At 60.0% G+C, this 16,723-nt stretch carries 11 protein-coding genes; 6 read left to right on the forward strand and 5 right to left on the reverse strand.

The genetic code is table 11. From position 1 onward, the window contains the following. Positions 1 to 213: 213 nt before the first annotated feature. The 3 genes from QML71_RS02470 to QML71_RS02480 are packed head-to-tail and all read right to left on the reverse strand — an operon-like array spanning position 214 to position 4,142. Positions 214 to 2,178, reverse strand: coding sequence for an ABC-F family ATP-binding cassette domain-containing protein (locus QML71_RS02470; RefSeq protein ID WP_282010317.1), 1,965 nt, complete (start codon positions 2,176 to 2,178; stop codon positions 214 to 216). A 16-nt stretch (positions 2,179 to 2,194) separates the two neighbouring features. Then, entirely contained in the window at positions 2,195 to 3,175 is a 981-nt protein-coding gene (locus QML71_RS02475) for an ABC transporter permease (protein WP_282010318.1), read from the reverse strand. 7 nt (positions 3,176 to 3,182) lie between these two features. Beyond that, positions 3,183 to 4,142 carry an ABC transporter permease gene (locus tag QML71_RS02480; RefSeq protein ID WP_282010319.1) on the reverse strand — a complete coding sequence of 320 codons (960 nt, stop codon included), beginning with the start codon at positions 4,140 to 4,142 and terminating at the stop codon, positions 3,183 to 3,185. A gap of 247 nt (positions 4,143 to 4,389) precedes the next feature. Here QML71_RS02480 and QML71_RS02485 point away from each other — a divergent pair, with 247 nt between their 5' ends. Then, a complete protein-coding gene (locus QML71_RS02485; RefSeq protein WP_282010320.1) occupies positions 4,390 to 5,139 on the forward strand; it encodes a Nif3-like dinuclear metal center hexameric protein in 750 nt (249 codons plus the stop codon). Between the two features lie 260 nt (positions 5,140 to 5,399). Further along, entirely contained in the window at positions 5,400 to 5,696 is a 297-nt protein-coding gene (locus QML71_RS02490; RefSeq protein ID WP_282010321.1) for a GIY-YIG nuclease family protein, read from the forward strand. 555 nt (positions 5,697 to 6,251) lie between these two features. Here the strand turns inward: QML71_RS02490 and QML71_RS02495 are convergent. Beyond that, entirely contained in the window at positions 6,252 to 7,103 is an 852-nt protein-coding gene (locus QML71_RS02495; protein ID WP_282010322.1) for a PCP reductase family protein, read from the reverse strand. Between the two features lie 138 nt (positions 7,104 to 7,241). Between QML71_RS02495 and QML71_RS02500 the strand changes: the two genes are divergently transcribed. Continuing rightward, positions 7,242 to 10,454 carry a fused MFS/spermidine synthase gene (locus tag QML71_RS02500; RefSeq protein WP_282010323.1) on the forward strand — a complete coding sequence of 1,071 codons (3,213 nt, stop codon included), beginning with the start codon at positions 7,242 to 7,244 and terminating at the stop codon, positions 10,452 to 10,454. Positions 10,455 to 10,499: 45 nt separating this feature from the next. Here QML71_RS02500 and QML71_RS02505 read toward each other — a convergent pair whose 3' ends face one another. Continuing rightward, positions 10,500 to 11,777, reverse strand: a complete 1,278-nt coding sequence (locus QML71_RS02505) for an aldo/keto reductase (protein WP_282010324.1) — start codon at positions 11,775 to 11,777, stop codon at positions 10,500 to 10,502. Positions 11,778 to 11,959: 182 nt separating this feature from the next. On the opposite strand from QML71_RS02505, the gene QML71_RS02510 reads away from it, so the two are divergent. The 3 genes from QML71_RS02510 to QML71_RS02520 all read left to right on the forward strand — a co-directional run bounded on the left by QML71_RS02510 (position 11,960) and on the right by QML71_RS02520 (position 16,704). Next, positions 11,960 to 12,253, forward strand: a complete 294-nt coding sequence (locus QML71_RS02510; protein WP_282010325.1) for a J domain-containing protein — start codon at positions 11,960 to 11,962, stop codon at positions 12,251 to 12,253. 471 nt (positions 12,254 to 12,724) lie between these two features. Beyond that, complete coding sequence (locus tag QML71_RS02515) at positions 12,725 to 13,978, forward strand: metallophosphoesterase family protein (RefSeq protein WP_282010326.1); 1,254 nt, start codon at positions 12,725 to 12,727, stop codon at positions 13,976 to 13,978. A 20-nt stretch (positions 13,979 to 13,998) separates the two neighbouring features. After that, the gene (locus QML71_RS02520; protein WP_282010327.1) at positions 13,999 to 16,704 is read left to right on the forward strand and encodes an ATP-binding protein; all 2,706 of its coding nucleotides are present in this window, start codon (positions 13,999 to 14,001) and stop codon (positions 16,702 to 16,704) included. Positions 16,705 to 16,723 lie beyond the last annotated feature (19 nt).

A 16,723-nucleotide genomic window follows, 5' to 3' on the forward strand; every position in this document is an offset into this window, starting at 1 on the left:
CCCCTCCACGCTGTATGCCGATGTGATGCCCGAAGTATAGCATAAGGATTTGGAAACTATCATCGTATCGGCGTTTCGCGGCGAAACTGTAGCCCCGGAAGGGGTGGAATTTCAGCGAAATGCCGCCGGGCACGTCTGTGCATTGTGCCTCCAGTATAAAGGAAAATGCCGCGTTGCAAATCCCTTTTGCCGGGGTGGGGACGGCTTTGGCGATCAGGAAGTGGCGGAGGGGGTGTTCGACAGGGCCTCGATCTCGGCGCTCAGCCGGTCCCACTCGGCCAGCAGTTTGGTTTCTTCGGCATCGACTTTTTTCTGCTGCGACAGGGCTTCGGCGAGCTTGCTTTTGTGGCTGTCGAGGTACATATCCGGGTCGGCGAGGCGGGTTTCCAACGCCTGCTTTTCGGTCATCACCGCGTCCAAGCGTTTTTCGATGGCCGTGCAGCGTTCCTTGAGCGGTTTCAGTTGGCGGTAACGCTGGTTGCGGGCTTCGGCCTCGCGCCGTTTCTGGTCCTTGTCCTTGCGCGCCGGGGAGGCCACGGCCTCGTTTTTGGCGGCGGTCTTCACCGCGGCGGCGGCGCGCTCGGCCTCCTTGGCTTTCATCCATTCGTAATGGCTGAAGTTGCCCAGGTACTCCTTCACCGTGCCGCCCTCGACCTCCCACACGCGGTTGATGAGGCCGTCCAGGAAAAACCGGTCGTGGGAAATGGTCACCACCGTGCCGTCGAAATCGGCCAGCGAGGCGGCCAATATTTCGCAGGAACGGATGTCGAGGTGGTTGGTCGGTTCGTCCAGCAGCAGAAACGGCGCGGGCGCGGCCAGCATGCGCGCCAAGGACAGGCGCGAACGTTCGCCGCCGGACAGCACGTTGACTTTCTTGTCCACGTCGTCGCCGGAAAACAGGAACGCGCCCAGGATGCTGCGCTGCGCCGTGTGGGTCAACTGCGGCGCCATCTCCACCAGCGATTCGAGCACGGTGTGCGTCGGCGTCAGGGTTTCGACGTGATGCTGCGCGTAGTAGGCGCGGCTGACGTTGTGGCCGAGTTCGAGGCTGCCGGCATCGGGTGCGACCTGCCCGGCCAGCAGTTTGAGCAATGTCGATTTGCCGGCGCCGTTGGCGCCAACCAGCGCGATCTTCATGCCGCGCTCGATCTGGATCGAGAAGTTCCGGTACACCGTCACCGGTCCGTAGGCTTTGTCCAAATCCTCGGCGCGGGCGACGATGCGGCCCGTGCGGCGCGGCTGCGGAAAGCGGAACTGAATCGATTTGGTGCCGCGGTGCGTCTGCACGCGCTCCATTTTTTCCAGTTGCTTGACGCGGCTCTGCACCTGCGTCGCCTTCGAGTTCTTGGCGCGGAAGCGTTCGACGAAGCGCTCGATCTCGGCGACGCGCCGCTGCTGGTTGGCGGCCTGCGCTTCCAGTTGCGCGATGCGTTCGGCCTTCTGCCGCTCGTAATCGTCGTAGTTGCCGGTGTAGGCGATGAGCTGGCCGCGGTCGAGCTCGGCGATGCGCCCAACGAGGTTGTTCAGGAAACTGCGGTCGTGGGAGATGAGCAGCAGGCAGCCCTCGTAACTTTTGAGGAACGATTCCAGCCACACCACCGAGTGCAGATCGAGGTGGTTGGTTGGCTCGTCGAGCAGCAGCACGTCCGGGCTTTGCAGCAACAGCCTGGCCAGCTCCGCGCGCATGCGCCAGCCGCCGGAAAACGTTTCCAGCGGTTTGTGGAACTGCTCGGCCTTGAAGCCGAGGCCGGACAAAATCGCCTGCGCCCGCGATTCGCGTTCGTAGCCGCCGTGACGCTCGAATTCGTGATGCAGGTCGCCATAGCGCCGGGTCCATTCCTCCGGGTCCTTTTTGTGAAACGCCGTGTCCGCCTGCAGTCGATCCAGCTCTTCCTGCACCTCGGCGAAACGGGAGTCGCCCACCACCACGCGTTCCAGCACGGTCTGCTGGACCACTTCGAGTTCCTGCGACAGCATGGCGACGCGCGCGCCCTTGCGGATGTGGATGGTGCCGTCGTCGAGGCTTTCCTGGCCGACGATGACGCGGAACAGCGTGGTTTTGCCCATGCCGTTTTCACCGATGAGGCCGACACGCTCGCCCGAGCGCAGATGGAAATCGACGCCGTTGAACAGGACCTTCGGTCCGTACTGCTTTTTGAGACCTTGAAATTGAATCATGAATTTGAGTTGAGGGTTATCGCTGGCGGAGTTTGGGGTTGTAGGCTTCACGCAACCCTTCGCCGAACAGATTGAAGGCAAGCACTACGAATAGAATGGTGAAACCGGGGATGAAAGTCAACCACGGCGCGTCGAAGATGAACGCTTTGCCGTCGGCCAGGATGTTGCCCCAGGTGGCGTCGGGCGGTTGCACGCCGAATCCGAGGAAGCTGAGTGCGGATTCCGTTAAAATCGCCGTGGCCACGCCGATGGTGGCGGAGACCAGCACCGGGGCGATGGCGTTGGGCACGATATGCTGGAAAATGATGCGCATTTCGGGAATGGCCTGGCTTTTGGCAGCGAGTACGTAGTCCTGTTCGCGCAGCGCCAGGAACTCGGCGCGCACCAGCCGGGCCGTGCCCATCCAACTGGTCAGGCCGATGACGATCATGATGTTGTAAATGCTGGGCGGCAACAGCGCCACCACGGTGAGGATCAGGAAGAACGTCGGAAAGCACAGCATGATGTCAACAAAACGCATGAGCAGCGTGTCCACGGTGATCAACCCCAGCCGCACGCGCCCGTAAAACCCGGCCAGCCCGCCGATGAAAATGCCGACGGTGACGGAGATGCCGACGGCGACGAAACCGACGGTGAGTGACACGAACGTGCCTTCCAGCATGCGGGCGAACACGTCGCGGCCCAGCTCGTCCGTGCCCAACAGGTACACGCCGAGAAACGGCCGCTCGGCTTCCTTCACCAATTCCGTGTTGTAAGGCGTGAACGGCGGTTTGAATTTTTCCGCCAGGCGCACGGAGGTGGCGTCGAAGCGGTCGTGGTGCATGGTCAACAGCTTGCCGCCGACGGCGACGACGAACAGAAAGCCGAGGAAGCAAAGCGACACCAGCGCCATGCGGTTGCGGCGGAAGATGCGCCAGCGTTCCTGGAACGGCGTTTCTTCCGGCACCATGCCTTCGGCAGCGAGGGTTTCGGTGGCGGGTGATGCGGCTTCGTTCATGATGTCCTCAAAACTTGATGCGCGGATCGGCCACCGCGTACAGGATGTCCGAGACCAGCGTGCCGGCCAGGGTCAGCACGGCGGCGATGAAATTGAGCGTCAGGATCACCGGGAAATCCCGCGCCAGGATGGCTTCGTATCCCAGCCGGCCCATGCCCGGCCAGGCGAAGATGGTTTCGAAAATCACCGAGCCGCCAATGAGGCCGGGGATCATCAGGCCGAACATGGTGATGAACGGCAACAGCGCGTTCCTCAGGCCGTGATGGTAGATCACCGTGTCCTCGTCCAGTCCCTTGGCGCGGGCGGTGCGGATGTAGTCCTGGTTGATCACCTCCAGCATCTGCGAGCGCACGTAGCGCGACAGCACCGCGAGTCCCGTGATCGCCGTCATCAAGGAGGGCAGCGTCAGGTGCCACAGGTAGTCCATCGATTTGAACAGCGGTCCGACGTTTTCGAAACCGAAGGTCTGCATGCCGATCACCGAGACGTTGAGATTCTGCACCACAAAAATGATGAGGACGTACGCCAGGAAGAAGCCGGGGATCGAGATCAGCGCGTACGAGATGAACGTCGTCGAGCGATCGAAGGCGGAGTTGCGGTGCAGCGCCGCCTTGATGCCCATGGGAAAGGCGATGCTCCAGGTGATGAGCGTGGCGACGAGAAACAGCGGCAGCGAATTCAGAAATCGGTCCCAGATTTTTGCCAGCACCGGCTGGTTGTCCTTGAACGATTTCAGTTCGCCGGTGAACAGGTCGCGCATCCAGTAGGCATACTGCACGTGCATGGGGTCGTCGAGGTGAAAGGCGTCGCGAATACGCTGGATGTCTTCCGCCTTCATACGCGGGTTGGCGGGATCGACCAGGCTCGGCTCGCCGGGCGCCAGGTGCACGATGGTGTGGGCGATGATCGAGATGAACACCAGCAGGATGAGACGCTGGCCGATATTGCGGATGATGAATGCGGTCATAGCAGCACGGGTGAATAGAATATTTGAATATGGAGGAAATATTATCACCCTCACCCCAGTCCGTCACTCCGTGAGTGCTCCCATCAAGGGAGAGGGAGTTTTAAAGGTCCCTTCTCCCCTGGTGGGAGAAGGTTAGGATGAGGGGGAATGAAAAATCCTTCCTTTAATAATAGTTCCCTCCTTACCAGGGAGGGGATACAGGGGAGGTTGCTTTTTCCCCCGCAACGTCTTCTGTTATACTTCGTTGATGGACATTATACAGATCAGCCATTACCTCGACCAACTGCTCGACATCCATAATATCAGGGATGCCTCCCACGCGGTCAACGGATTGCAGATCGAGAACACCGGCGACATCCAAAAAGTGGGGCTGGCGGTGGACGCCTGCCAGGCCACCATCGACCTGGCCCTCGACGCCGGCTGCGACATGATGTTCGTTCACCACGGCCTGTTCTGGGGCGGACTGCAACCGGTGCGCGGCGCGCATTACAAAAAGCTGGCGCGCATGATGGAGGCCAACCTCGGCCTCTACTCGGCGCACATCCCGCTGGACGTGCACCCGGTGCTGGGCAACAACCGGCAACTGGCCGATGTCATCGGCCTCGAAAATTTGCAGGAGTTCGCCCTGCACGACGGGCAGCACATCGGCCTGCGCGGCACCATTGCGCCGAAAACCGGGCACGAACTGGGCGGCATGTTGTCCGAGGCGTTGAAGACCAACGTGCGGGTCATCGGCGACGGCGTCATCCGTTCCGTGGGACTCGTCACCGGCGGCGCGGGCAAACTTTTGGGCGAGGCCATCCGCGAAGGGCTCGACTGCTTCATCACCGGCGAAGGCGAGGCCTACCAGTTTCACGATGCGATGGAAAACGGCTGCATCCTGATGTTCGCCGGGCACTACGCCACCGAGACCGGCGGCGTGAAGGCCGTGGGCAAACACCTCGAAGAGCAGTTCGGCCTCGAATCCCTCTTCCTCGACTACCCGACGGGTTTATAAAAAGCAAAATCTCAGGCTTGTCATTCTGAGGAGCCGTAAGGCGACGAAGAATCTATGTGTTGGGTTTGCAGTGGACGACCTGCGGCATGGTTTAAAACATAGATTCTTCACTGCGCTCAGAATGACAATACGGTGGTTGTGTGGGGTTTGCGAGAGGTGGCGCCGTGAGCCGCCCATATATGGTTTTTCACAAAACCTTTTGCTATGTCATTCTGAGGAGCCGTAAGGCGACGAAGAATCTATGTTTTCAGTGGTCATTCATGAAAACCTACTACGTATACATTTTGACCAACCGATCCGGCACTTTGTACACGGGTATGACCAATGACCTGCAAAGAAGGGTCTGGGAGCACAAATTTTCCGACGTTCCAGGTTTTTCAAAAAAGTACAAATTGGATCGATTGCTCTATTTTGAACAGACCGAAAATGTGAGCGCGGCCATCGAACGGGAGAAGCAGATTAAGGGGTGGAAACGGACTAAAAAATTAGAGTTGATTGAGGCGATGAACCCAATGTGGGAGGATTTGAGCTGGGATTGGTTCGAAACCAACAGATAGATTCTTCGCTCCGCTCAGAATGGCAACTTGGAGCGCGATTGCTTTTTGGTGTTTTATTGGCAGCAAAATCTCAGGCTTGTCATTCTGAGGAGGCGTAAGGCGACGAAGAATCTATGTGTTGGGTTTGGAGTGGACGACCTGCGGTATGGTTTAAAACATAGATTCTTCGCTCCGCTCAGAATGACAATGCAATGTTCCCTATGAGAAAATAAATCCGATTGCTTTCGGGACCGTGCAGGGTCTGATGGGAGAGGTGGAGTGAGGCCATAAAAAAAACCGGAAGCCCCGATGGGGGATTCCGGTTTTTGTTTTTTTCGGTGATGTGCGTGGCGGTCAGCGGCGGCGGGTGCGCCGGGGGTCATCGCGGCGGATGCGCGCCGGGGTGCGCGCGTCTTTCGAAAGCAACCACAGGCTGAAACCGAACACCACCATTCCCAATACCAGCAATCCATCCACGTTGGCAAACGTCAGGATGCGCTCCTTTCAAAGTGCAGGAGGGGGTTGGGATGTCCTGGTATCCGTCGGCCCTCTGGGGTGGAACCGCAGTGCTGCCGGTTAAAATGAAAAGCGGTATTTGTCGAACAGGTCCATGGTCACGCGCTCAGCGTTTTCCTTGCCCACTTCCTGCTCGATGCGCTGGATCGCCATTTCGCGGATGAACGGGATGGGGATGCGCATGACCTTGGCCTTGGCGTCGTCGTCCCACGGCATGCCGAAATCCGGCTCGTCGTCCTGCTGGTTGGCGTAATCGACATCGCGCTGCTTGTCTTCTTCCGTCACTTCCATGCCCATCGCTTCCTTGGCGGAGGCGGGCATGACGTTGGTGAACACTTCGTCGATGATGTCCGGCGTCACCATCTTGTCGCCGCGTTGACGGGCGCGCGCCTCGATGGTCTGCTTGGCCATGCCGAGCACAAACGGCGGCACCTTTTCCATCTTCTCCACGGCGTCCTGCGTCCACGGCATGCCGCTGGTGGGGGCCGACTCCATGTAGTTCTTGAATTTATCGACGATGTCTTCCTTCTTCTCGGTGCGCAGCGACAGGAAGTCCTCGATCTCCTCGATCACTTCGACCTTGCGCGGGCTTTCGGACATCTTCTGCTTGGCGACGTCGAACGCGCCCATCGACAACTCTTCGAACCCGAACTGACGCACGCGTTTGGAGACCAGCATCATGGATTCGTTACGGATTTCGGTGAGGAAGTCGGACGTGATATATTTGTAATTCCGTTTGACGGCGCGCTGCACCATCACCTTGCGGATGCCGGGGCGCACGAACTCCGGCGCGTGCTTGACCCGCTCCCAGGCTTCGACCGTCCATTCGACGCCGTTTTCGGCGGCATACGGGTGGTCGATGCGGTCGGAGGCCTCGATTTCTTTTTCGTGTGCTGTGTAATCTTCTTGCATGAGCGTATTTTCCCAAAATGCAGGCTTGAAATAAAGCGCAATTTTGATTTATGGTCGATTCGGAAACAGACTGATTTTACACTACTTCACCCCTCATTCAATGTCAACGGTCAGGAAGGCCCCACACGCATGACTTCAATGTCCCGTTCCCCAATGATTTACGGCTTTTTCTTCGTTTCGGGGATCACCGCCCTGGTTTATGAGATCATCTGGACCCGTATGCTGACCCTGGTGTTCGGGCACACGGTGTACTCCGTTTCGGTGGTGCTGGCGGCATTCATGGCGGGGCTGGGGTTCGGCAGCTATGTGTGGGGCCATGTCATCGACCGCGCCGCCCAGGAAGACCGGCACCCGCCGTTGCTGGTCTATGCCCTGATCGAGATTTTGATCGGCGTCACGGCGGCGTTGCTGACCCTCATTTTCTACAAGTTCCACGTGTTCTACGCATGGTTTCACCAGTTCGTGCCGGAGTCGCCGGCGCTGTTCGCGGCGATCAAGGCGGTGCTGGCGTTTCTCCTGATGTTCGTGCCGACGACGCTCATGGGCGCGACTCTGCCCATTATCAGCAAGTATTATGTCACCGACGACGCCCGCCTCGGCCGGCAGGTCAGTTACCTGTATGCGCTGAACACACTGGGCGCCTCGGTGGGCTGCCTGTTGGCGGGGTTCCTGTTCATCTCGCTGTTCGGCGTGGCGCAGACGGCGTGGTACGCGGCGGTGGCCAACCTCATCATCGGCATCGGCTGCATCCGCACCTATCAGGAAGAAAACCCCGGCCACAAACTGAGCCTGCGCCTGCCGCGCCTCACCTGGCCCGGCGTCGAGGGGTTTGCGCCATCGCAAAAGCTATGGATGGCGGTGGCCTTCCTCAGCGGCCTCACCGCGCTTGCGTATGAAGTGTTGTGGACGCGTCTTTTGGTGTTCAGCATCGCCAGCACGGTGTACTCGTTCAGCATCATGCTGGCCGTGTTCCTGTTCGGCATCTGCGCGGGCAGTTTGCTGGCGGTGCCGGTGATGGCGAAGTGCCGCGACCTGCGCCAGGTGTTGATGGCGTTGCAGGCGGGCATCGCGGGCTATGTCACGTTCACCCTGTTCAACATGCAGTCGGTGCTGTCGCCGCCGTGGAACGGCTACAGCCTCGAAGACCCCGGCGCGACGTTCGGCCATTACCTTCAAGATTCCATGGCGCTGATGCTGGTGCCGACGGTGCTGTTGGGCATGAGCCTGCCCATCCTCATCAAGCTGGCGTCGGGGGATCATCGTCATGTCGGCGGCGGCACCGGGCGCGTGTATGCCGCCAACACCGCCGGCGCCATTGCCGGATCGCTGCTGGCGGGATTCTGGCTGTTGCCGGTCTTCGGCACCGAGCAGAGCCTGGTGGTTGTGGTGACGCTGAACCTGTTTACGGCGGCGATCCTGTTCCGCACCGGCAGCGCACCGCTCAAAGTGCGCAAGGTCGGCACCCCGGCCCTCGTCGCCGTCATCCTCGCATTCAACCTGGCCATGCCGGGCGACCTGCTCAATCCGTTTTTCCTGCGCGATAGCGTCGGCCGTCGCGACATACAGAGCCTGTTGTATTTCGAGGAAGGGTTGACCGACACCGTGGCCGTGTTCAAGGACGACTACGGCCTGCTCAATCCCGACGCCAAACGCCTCATCACCAACGGCATTTCGATGTCCGCGTCGAACGTCATCGCCACGCGTTACATGAAACTGCTGGCGCACGTGCCGATCCTGCTGTCGGATCACCCGGACGACGTGCTGGTCATTTGTTTCGGCACCGGCCAGACCACCGGTGCGGCGGGCATGCACCCCGGTGTGAAGTCGGTGGACAGCGTCGAGCTTTCACCCAGTGTCATCAACGCCGCTCCGGCCTTCGCCAAAGAAAATCACGATGCGGTGAACAACAAGAAAGTGAACATCGTCATTCAGGACGGACGCAACTTCCTGCTCACCACCGATAAAAAATACGACGTCATCACCGGCGAGCCGCCACCGCCGCGCACGGCGTTCACGGTGAACCTGTACACGCAGGATTTTTACAGGCAGGCGCGGGATCGGCTGAAGCCCGGCGGTCTGATCGCGCAATGGGTGCCGCTGCACAGCCAGAGCGCCAAGGAAGTGGACATGCATTTCAAAACCTTTCTGTCCGTGTTCCCGCATGCCGAGGCGTGGATGTCCGTCGCCAATGAAATCATTTTGATCGGTTCCGACCAGCCCATCGACCTCGACCTCGCCAAACTGAAACAGCGCTTCCAGTCGCCGTATGTGAAGCAGGCGATGGACGCCATCCACATTCCGGACGTGTCCGCTTTCCTCGCCAACATCTGGTTTCAGGAAGAAGAATTGCAGGCCCTGGCGAAGAACCGGCCGCTCATCACCGACAACCGGCCGCGCATTGAGTTTTATCTGGACTCCGGCCGCGTCGTCGGCACCGCCGATCTGGAACGCATCGTCTTCAACCGGGTGGCGGCAGACGCGTTCTGGCGGCGGGTGCAAAATGCCGATGCAGAGGACGAACAACGGTTCCGCAAACAGTACCGCATGATGGATCTGTACCAGCGCGGCGTCATGTATTCCAACCGCGAGATGCTGCTGGCGGCGATGGATCTGGCGGAAGACGACGGGCTGCTGCGTTACCACCTGCAAGCCGGGGAGGCACAGATACGCGGCCTGCTCGAACAGGTGGAGGCCGACCCGGGCAACCTCGAAGTGCTGCTCAACCTCGGCCATGCATTTTATCAACTGGGGCAGTATGAAAAGAGCCTGGAATTTTTAAGCATGGTGCAGAAACGCCAGCCGGAAAACCCCATCGCCCTGCTGTACACGGGGTATGACCTGATGGAACTGGGACGCCTCCTGCAGGCGGAAGCGGTTCTGAAAGACGCGGTGCGGAAGAATCCCGGCGAGATGCGCACCGTGTTGCAGCAGATCGGACTCATCGACCTGTTGCAGAAACTGGAAACGAAACCGGAAGACACGACGCTGCTCAACGCCGCCGCCAAGTTTTATAACATCCGCGGCGAGCATCTGGAGTCGCTCAAGTACTCCGACCGGGTGTTGCAGGTGGATGCGGTGAACCAGGAAGCGTTGCAGAGCCAGATGTTCAGTTATCGCGGGCTGGGTCAGCCGCGCGAGGTCATCGCCACCGGTTTCCGTTATGAAAACGTGGACGGGGACGACCCGCAGTACATGTACCTGATGGCGGAAATGTACATGAAGATCCTGCGCTGCGACAAGGCCATCCCGTTCCTTGAAAAAATCCTCGCCGTGGATGACACCTACCAGAACGCGCAGAAGTGGCTGCGCCGCTGCAAACAAGAAGTGGACGAGCCTCTCCCCGCGGCGTGATTTTTTATTCTAGGGATGTGAAGGATTGAGCGCCGTGGAGCGTCGTCAGCGCGCCGCGATGCCGCGCAGCCGGTTGCGCACGCCGAGCCACGCCACTTCCAGCCAGTTGGTGACGCGTCCTTTCCAGATGCGCCAGGGACTGTACAGCCTGGCGTGAGTCTGGAACAACAGTTTGGGGATGTTCAAGTCTTCCGGGCAGCGCGGCAGGCAGTCACCGCATTCGGTGCAGCGGTTGGCGAACTCGCCGGGAAACCAGTGCCCCTTGCTCTGCAACATGTTGTAACGGTACCTGCCGAACGACTGCATGCCGTAGCCTTCCAGCATGTTGCGGAAGCGCAGCACCTCCGGGATGTTGATGTTTTCCGGGCAGGGCAGGCACTGGTTGCACACCGTGCAGTAATCGGGGATGCGCGCCGTCTGGCCGTCCATCGTCTCTTTCACCGGCGCGTCTTGCGGCGTGAAGTAATCGCCACCGTTCAGGATCGCCAGGTTCTGCTCAAAATGTTCCGGCGCGTGGAAGCCCATGGTCAGCGTCGTGATCTCCGGATGGCTCAGGCAGAAGCGTCCGTTGAACTGCACCGGCGTGAGCGGCGCGCACAGCGATTCCAGCTTGGGCGACGGATTCCACAATTGCCCACCCTTGTCGTTGGGTGAGATGATGAGGATGCCGAGATCCATCTTGCCTGCCAGTTGGATGGCTTCGTGATGGCGTTGGAAAAAATAATAGTAGTGCAGGTTGACGAAATCGAACAGGTTCGTGCGCATGGCGGCGAGGATGATATCCAGCGGCGCGTGCGTGGAAAAGCCGATGTGCCGCACCCGCCCCTCCTCGCGCAGGCGGTGCAGGGTCTCGACCGGGCCGCCGGGCTTCACGGCGGCGTCGAGGCGTTCCTGATTGTTGATGCCGTGCCAGCCGTAGAAATCGACGTAATCCAACTGCAACGCTTTGAGTTGTTCGTCCACCAGCCGGCGTGTGTCGTCGGCGGTCATGGGTGCGCCCTTGGTCATCATTTTGTACGCCGAGCGCGGCGTGCCGAGTTCTTTCAGCGCCGTGCCGTACAGGTGTTCGCTCTTCACGTAGCCGTGGGCGGTCTCGATGTGGTTGATGCCGCAGGCCAGGGCGCGGTGGGTGGTGTCGATGCAGTTGTCGAGCGCCGCTTTCGGCAGGTGGTCGCGGGGCGCGTCCCAGCCCTGTTCGAATCGCATGCCGCCCAAGGTCAGCACCGAAATCGATTCGTTGGTGCGACCGAAGCGGCGGTACTCCATCGGCGGCAGAGTCGTGGTTTCCGGTGCGGCGATTGTGGGGGTTGCGGCGTTGGGCATGGTTTCGGTTTTTAAGGGTTCAGGATCGAGTCGCTTTCATGCTAAAAAAGAATGAGCCCGGAGTCAATGCCAAGGCTCCTGCTCCCCTCGTGGGAGCACTCACGGAGTGACAGGTCAGGATGAGGGTGAGTTTCTCATTTTTAAAGATTGCAGGGTTATTAATTAAGGTCGAAGACGTAGCGATGCTGGATCGGTTTTTAGACTGGATCAAAAAAAACACGCCGGAAGAAGACCCGTCGCCGCAACTCGGGGACATCACGCCCGAGGCGAAAGAGGCGGTGATCAGGGAGTGGTACGCCACGTTGGGCGTGCCGGAGGGATCGGACCTGAACGCCTGCCGCCGCGCCTGGAAACAGCAGTTGGCGCATTATCACAAACACCTGATCTCCGACGACGAGGCGGCGAAGCAGGAGGCCTCGCGTCTCACCCAGCGCATCAATGAGGCTTACCGCGGCCTGCAGGACGAGCTGTTCTGAATCCGGTTGGGACCCGTCCGCGTTCGGGTCTATAATGAGCCGCGCCCGGCGCGGAGCGAACAGACTGTATTTGCGCGGAGCGAACAGACTGTATTTGGAACACGCTCCCTGATCATCGTTTGCCCGGCGACGCATAAACCCGTTACCTCTCCCCGCAAGGGAGCTGGGCCGCGCCCGGCGCGGAGCGAACAGAATATAATATATTTGGAATGCGTTTTTTCTCCCTCCCCTGTACCAAGGGGAGGGTTGGGGTGGGGTTTTGGAACGCAACCCGTATTCACGGGTTGCAACCACCAACAATACCTCCCCTCATTCCCCTCCTTGGAAAGGAGGGGAATATAATTTGCGCGCTCTGACCATCGTTGGCTTGGCGACGCATAAACCCGTCCCCGCAAGGGAGCTGGGCCGCGCCCGGCGCGGAGCGAACAGAATATAATATATTTGGAATGCGTCTTTCACACAGGCGGTGCCGTGTCCCGATTCCGTTTCATCCATTGTTCCGATCTGCACATCGACAGCCCGTTCAAGAATCTGGATGGGGTCGATGCCGCCATGCGCGACCGCCTGCGCGCCGCCACACAGCAAGCCTTCGCCAATATCGTCACCCTCGCTTTAAAGGAAAAAGTCGATGCCGTGATCATTGCGGGCGACGTGTTCGACGGCGAAGACAAGAGCTTGCAGGCGCAGTTCCGGTTCAAGCGCGAGCTCGAACGGCTGACGGGGGCGGGCATCCCGGCATTCATTGCGCACGGCAATCACGATCCTTTAAGCTCCTGGTCCGAGACCCTGAACTGGCCCGCCGGCGTGCACGTGTTCCCCGGCAACGCAGTGGCGTCGATTCCCGTCGAACGCGAGGGGCAGGTGGTGGCCACAATCTACGGCATCAGTTACGCGAAGAAGGAAGTGTTGGACAACCTGGTACCGTTGTTTTCGAAGATCGATCCCGCCGTGCCCGCCGTCGGGGTGCTGCACACCAATGTCGGCGGCGATAAAAACCACGACAACTACGCGCCCTGCAAGCTGGAAGACCTGCGCGGCGTCGCCGTCGATTACTGGGCGCTGGGCCACATCCATGCGCCGCAGGTGTTGCGCGACGCGCACCCCGCCGTGGTGTACAGCGGCAACCCGCAGGCGCGGCATTTCAAGGAAGGCGGCGAGAAAGGCTGCTACCTGGTGACTCTGGCGAAAGGTCAGGCGCCGGACATCGTGTTCCACGCGGTGGACACGGTGCGGTATGTACGGACAGTGCTGGACGTGACCGGCTGCGACACGTGGAACGCCGTGGCTGCCGCCATTCAGGACGCCTGCCGCAAGCAGCTCGCGGCGATTGGCGAGCGCGACCTCGTTGTCGAATGGACGCTGACCGGTCGCACGCTCAGGCACGGGGACTTGCAGGATACGAAACAACTCGCTGAACTGCGCGACGAGGTGTTGACGGAGTTCGAGGGCGGCGCGCAGAGTGTGTGGATGGAGTTGGAATCGAACACCAGCGGTTATTACGATCTCGATGCGCTGCGTCAGGGCAAGGATTTCATCGCCGATGTCATCGCTCACTACGACGGCGTCCTCGATGCGGACGATCCCGGCGAATGGCAGAAAGTGCTGGAGCCGGTGTTCGGCGAGCGCGGTGGACGCCTGCCGCCGCCGGATGCGGACACGCTGAAGGCATGGATCGCGCAGGCGCGGGATGTGACGCTCGATCACCTGATGCCGGATGAAGACTGAAGCAAGGAAACGGACCGACCATGCAACTGCGTGAACTCCATATCAAACGTTTCGGGGCATTCAAGGACCAGTCCGTCGCCGGATTGCGTCCCGGCCTCAACCTGTTGTATGGGGAAAACGAGGCGGGCAAGACGACGTTGCTCCAGTTCGTGCGCTGGGTGCTGTTCGGCGAAGGCGCCATGTTCGCCGATCACTATGCTCCGGAGGACGGCGGCAAGCAGGAGGGATCGCTCGAATGCGAATCGGTGAGCGGCGAAGCGGTGACGATTCAGCGTAGTGTCCAAAGCAAACAGAAAACGCAGGTCCGTGTTGCCACGCCGTCGCGCACGGTGGAGAACCAGCAGAACCTCAATCCGTTTCTGGGATACATTCCTGCCGCATTGTATAAAAACGTGTATGCCTTCACCATCGAGGAATTGCAGCAACTGGATTTCGTCAAGGACGATGAAGTGAAGCAACGCATCGTCGGTGCGGGCTTGGGGCTGGGTGCGGTGTCTTTGTCCGGGATCAGGAAATCGCTCAACGACCGTCGCGAAGCATTGTTCAAGGTGCGCGGCAGGACGCAGACTCTCAACGCCCTCACCACGGAAATCCGCGAGAAAGAAGCGCAGTTGAAAACCATGCAGGCGGAACTGGTTCAGTACGACGCGCTGCATGCCGAGATCGAATCCCTCATGCAACGGCGTGACGCGTTGAAAGAACCGCTCGCCGCAGCCAACCGCCAGGCGCAGAGACTGAACACCCTGCTGGAATTGTTTCCGAAGTTTGTGGAATGGGAGGGGCTGGAGGAAGCCTTGCAGAAACGGGATGGCGTGCCCGATCTCGCCGAAGCGGTGATTGTCGAATTTCACGGTTTGCGCACGGATTGGGAGTCCTTAAAAAAACAATGTGAGGAAAAGGAACAAACGCTGGTCCGGTTGCAGGCGGAGTGCGACGGCATTCAGGTCAACACCGCGCTGCTGCAACGGGAAGCCGAGGCGGTGACCCTCAACCAGTCGTCCGAGTCGGTGCGTAATGTGGTGAAGGAACTCGACGGGGTGCAGTCGGAGTGCCGGGAAAAAACGGAAAGCCTCCAGCGGCAGTTGATGGAGATCGGTCCCGAATGGGACGAGGCCGCGTTGCGGACGTTTCGTGAAGGCGAGGCCTGCAAGCAGCACGCGCGCAAGGTTCAGGAGGGGATGACGGATGCGGCGCAGAAAGTGAGCACGGCGCACAGCACGCTGGATGACTACCGGGAACGCAAGGCGCGGAATCAGGCGGAGCAGGGACCGGTGCCGCCGGAATTTCTGTGGATGGCAATGGGTGTCGCGGTGCTGAGTGTGGCGGCGGGTATCGCCGCATGGGTGGCGGGGTTCATGCTGGGCGCGCTGTTTGGAATTGCGGGTCTGGTGCTGGCGGGCGTTGCCGCGTGGCGGGTGCGCCGGCGGGCCCCCACAGGCGACGCGGTCGATTCGCTCGAGCAGCATTACCGCGCCGAAGTGGCGCAGGCGGAGTCGGCGCAGAAGCAATTGCACGACGCCTGGCAGCGCTGGTTGACGGAGCGGGGATTCCATGCCGCGCTGGATCCGGTGGATTTCATCGTGCTGATGGGGACCGTCAAGAATTTGCAGGAGACGCTGCGCGAGATCGGCAAGTTGAAGCAACGCATCGAGCGGATGCAGGACGAGTTGAGCCGTGCCCGGGAGCGGGTGGCGAAGCTCGCCGCAACGCTTCCGGATTTTCAGGTGAACGAGGACGTGCGCATCAACATCGAGTTGCTGGGCAAACAGTATGACGCTCATCGCAGGGCGCACGATGCATGGGAGCAGAAACAAGCCTCATTGCAGGAACACCGGAAACAGTTTGATCACCTGGAGCAGCGCCGCCAGGAGAAACGCCAGGCCTTGAATGACCTGCTGTTGAAGATCGGGGTGAAAGATGAAAACGAATTCCTGGATCGGGTGGAAGTCTGCAAACAGGTTCAAAAGTTGAAGGACAAGATCGACAGCGTCCGATCGATCATCGAGTCGCGGGTCGGCCGGGGCGACGCGTTCGATGCGTTCATCGTCGAAGTGAAGGGAACCGATCCGGATCGTATTCAAGCCGACCTGACCGAAGTGCAGGGGCGGGCGAACGAGTTGGAAAAGCGGATGCAGGAGATCGATCAAAAACTGGGCGGCTGTCAGCAGGAGCAGAAACGGCTGGCGAACAACGATGCGTTGTTCGAGGCGCAGTCGCAATTGGAGATGCGCCGGCATCGGCTGGATCGCGCCGGACGCGACTGGGCGGTGGCGACGCTGGCGCTCACGGTGCTCGATCAATCGTTGGAAGCGTATCAGAAAACGCATCAGCCCGCTGTGTACCGGGCGGCGTCGGAGTGGTTTAAAGTCATCACCGGTGGCGCGTATGCATCCGTGGACTACAAAATGGAAACGGATACGGTGGATGTGCGCGCCGCTTCCGGCGAAATCAAACGGGTGGAACACCTCAGCCGTGGCACCCGCGAGCAATTGTATCTGGCATTGCGTCTTGCGCTCATCCAGGAGTATGAAAAAGATTCCGAACCGTTGCCGGTGCTGATGGACGACGTCTGGGTCAATTTCGACGACGCCCGCCGCGACCGTTTCGTCGCAGTGCTGGCGGAGTTTGCGAAGACGCGGCAGGTGGTCGTTCTGTCCTGCCACGCCGCCTCGCGCCAGTTGTGCCGGCAACACGGCGCGCATGAAGTATCTCTGCCCACACCCTGAGGGTGCCCGACACCGTAGG

Source organism: Nitrospina watsonii, assembly GCF_946900835.1.
Lineage (GTDB): Bacteria > Nitrospinota > Nitrospinia > Nitrospinales > Nitrospinaceae > Nitrospina > Nitrospina watsonii.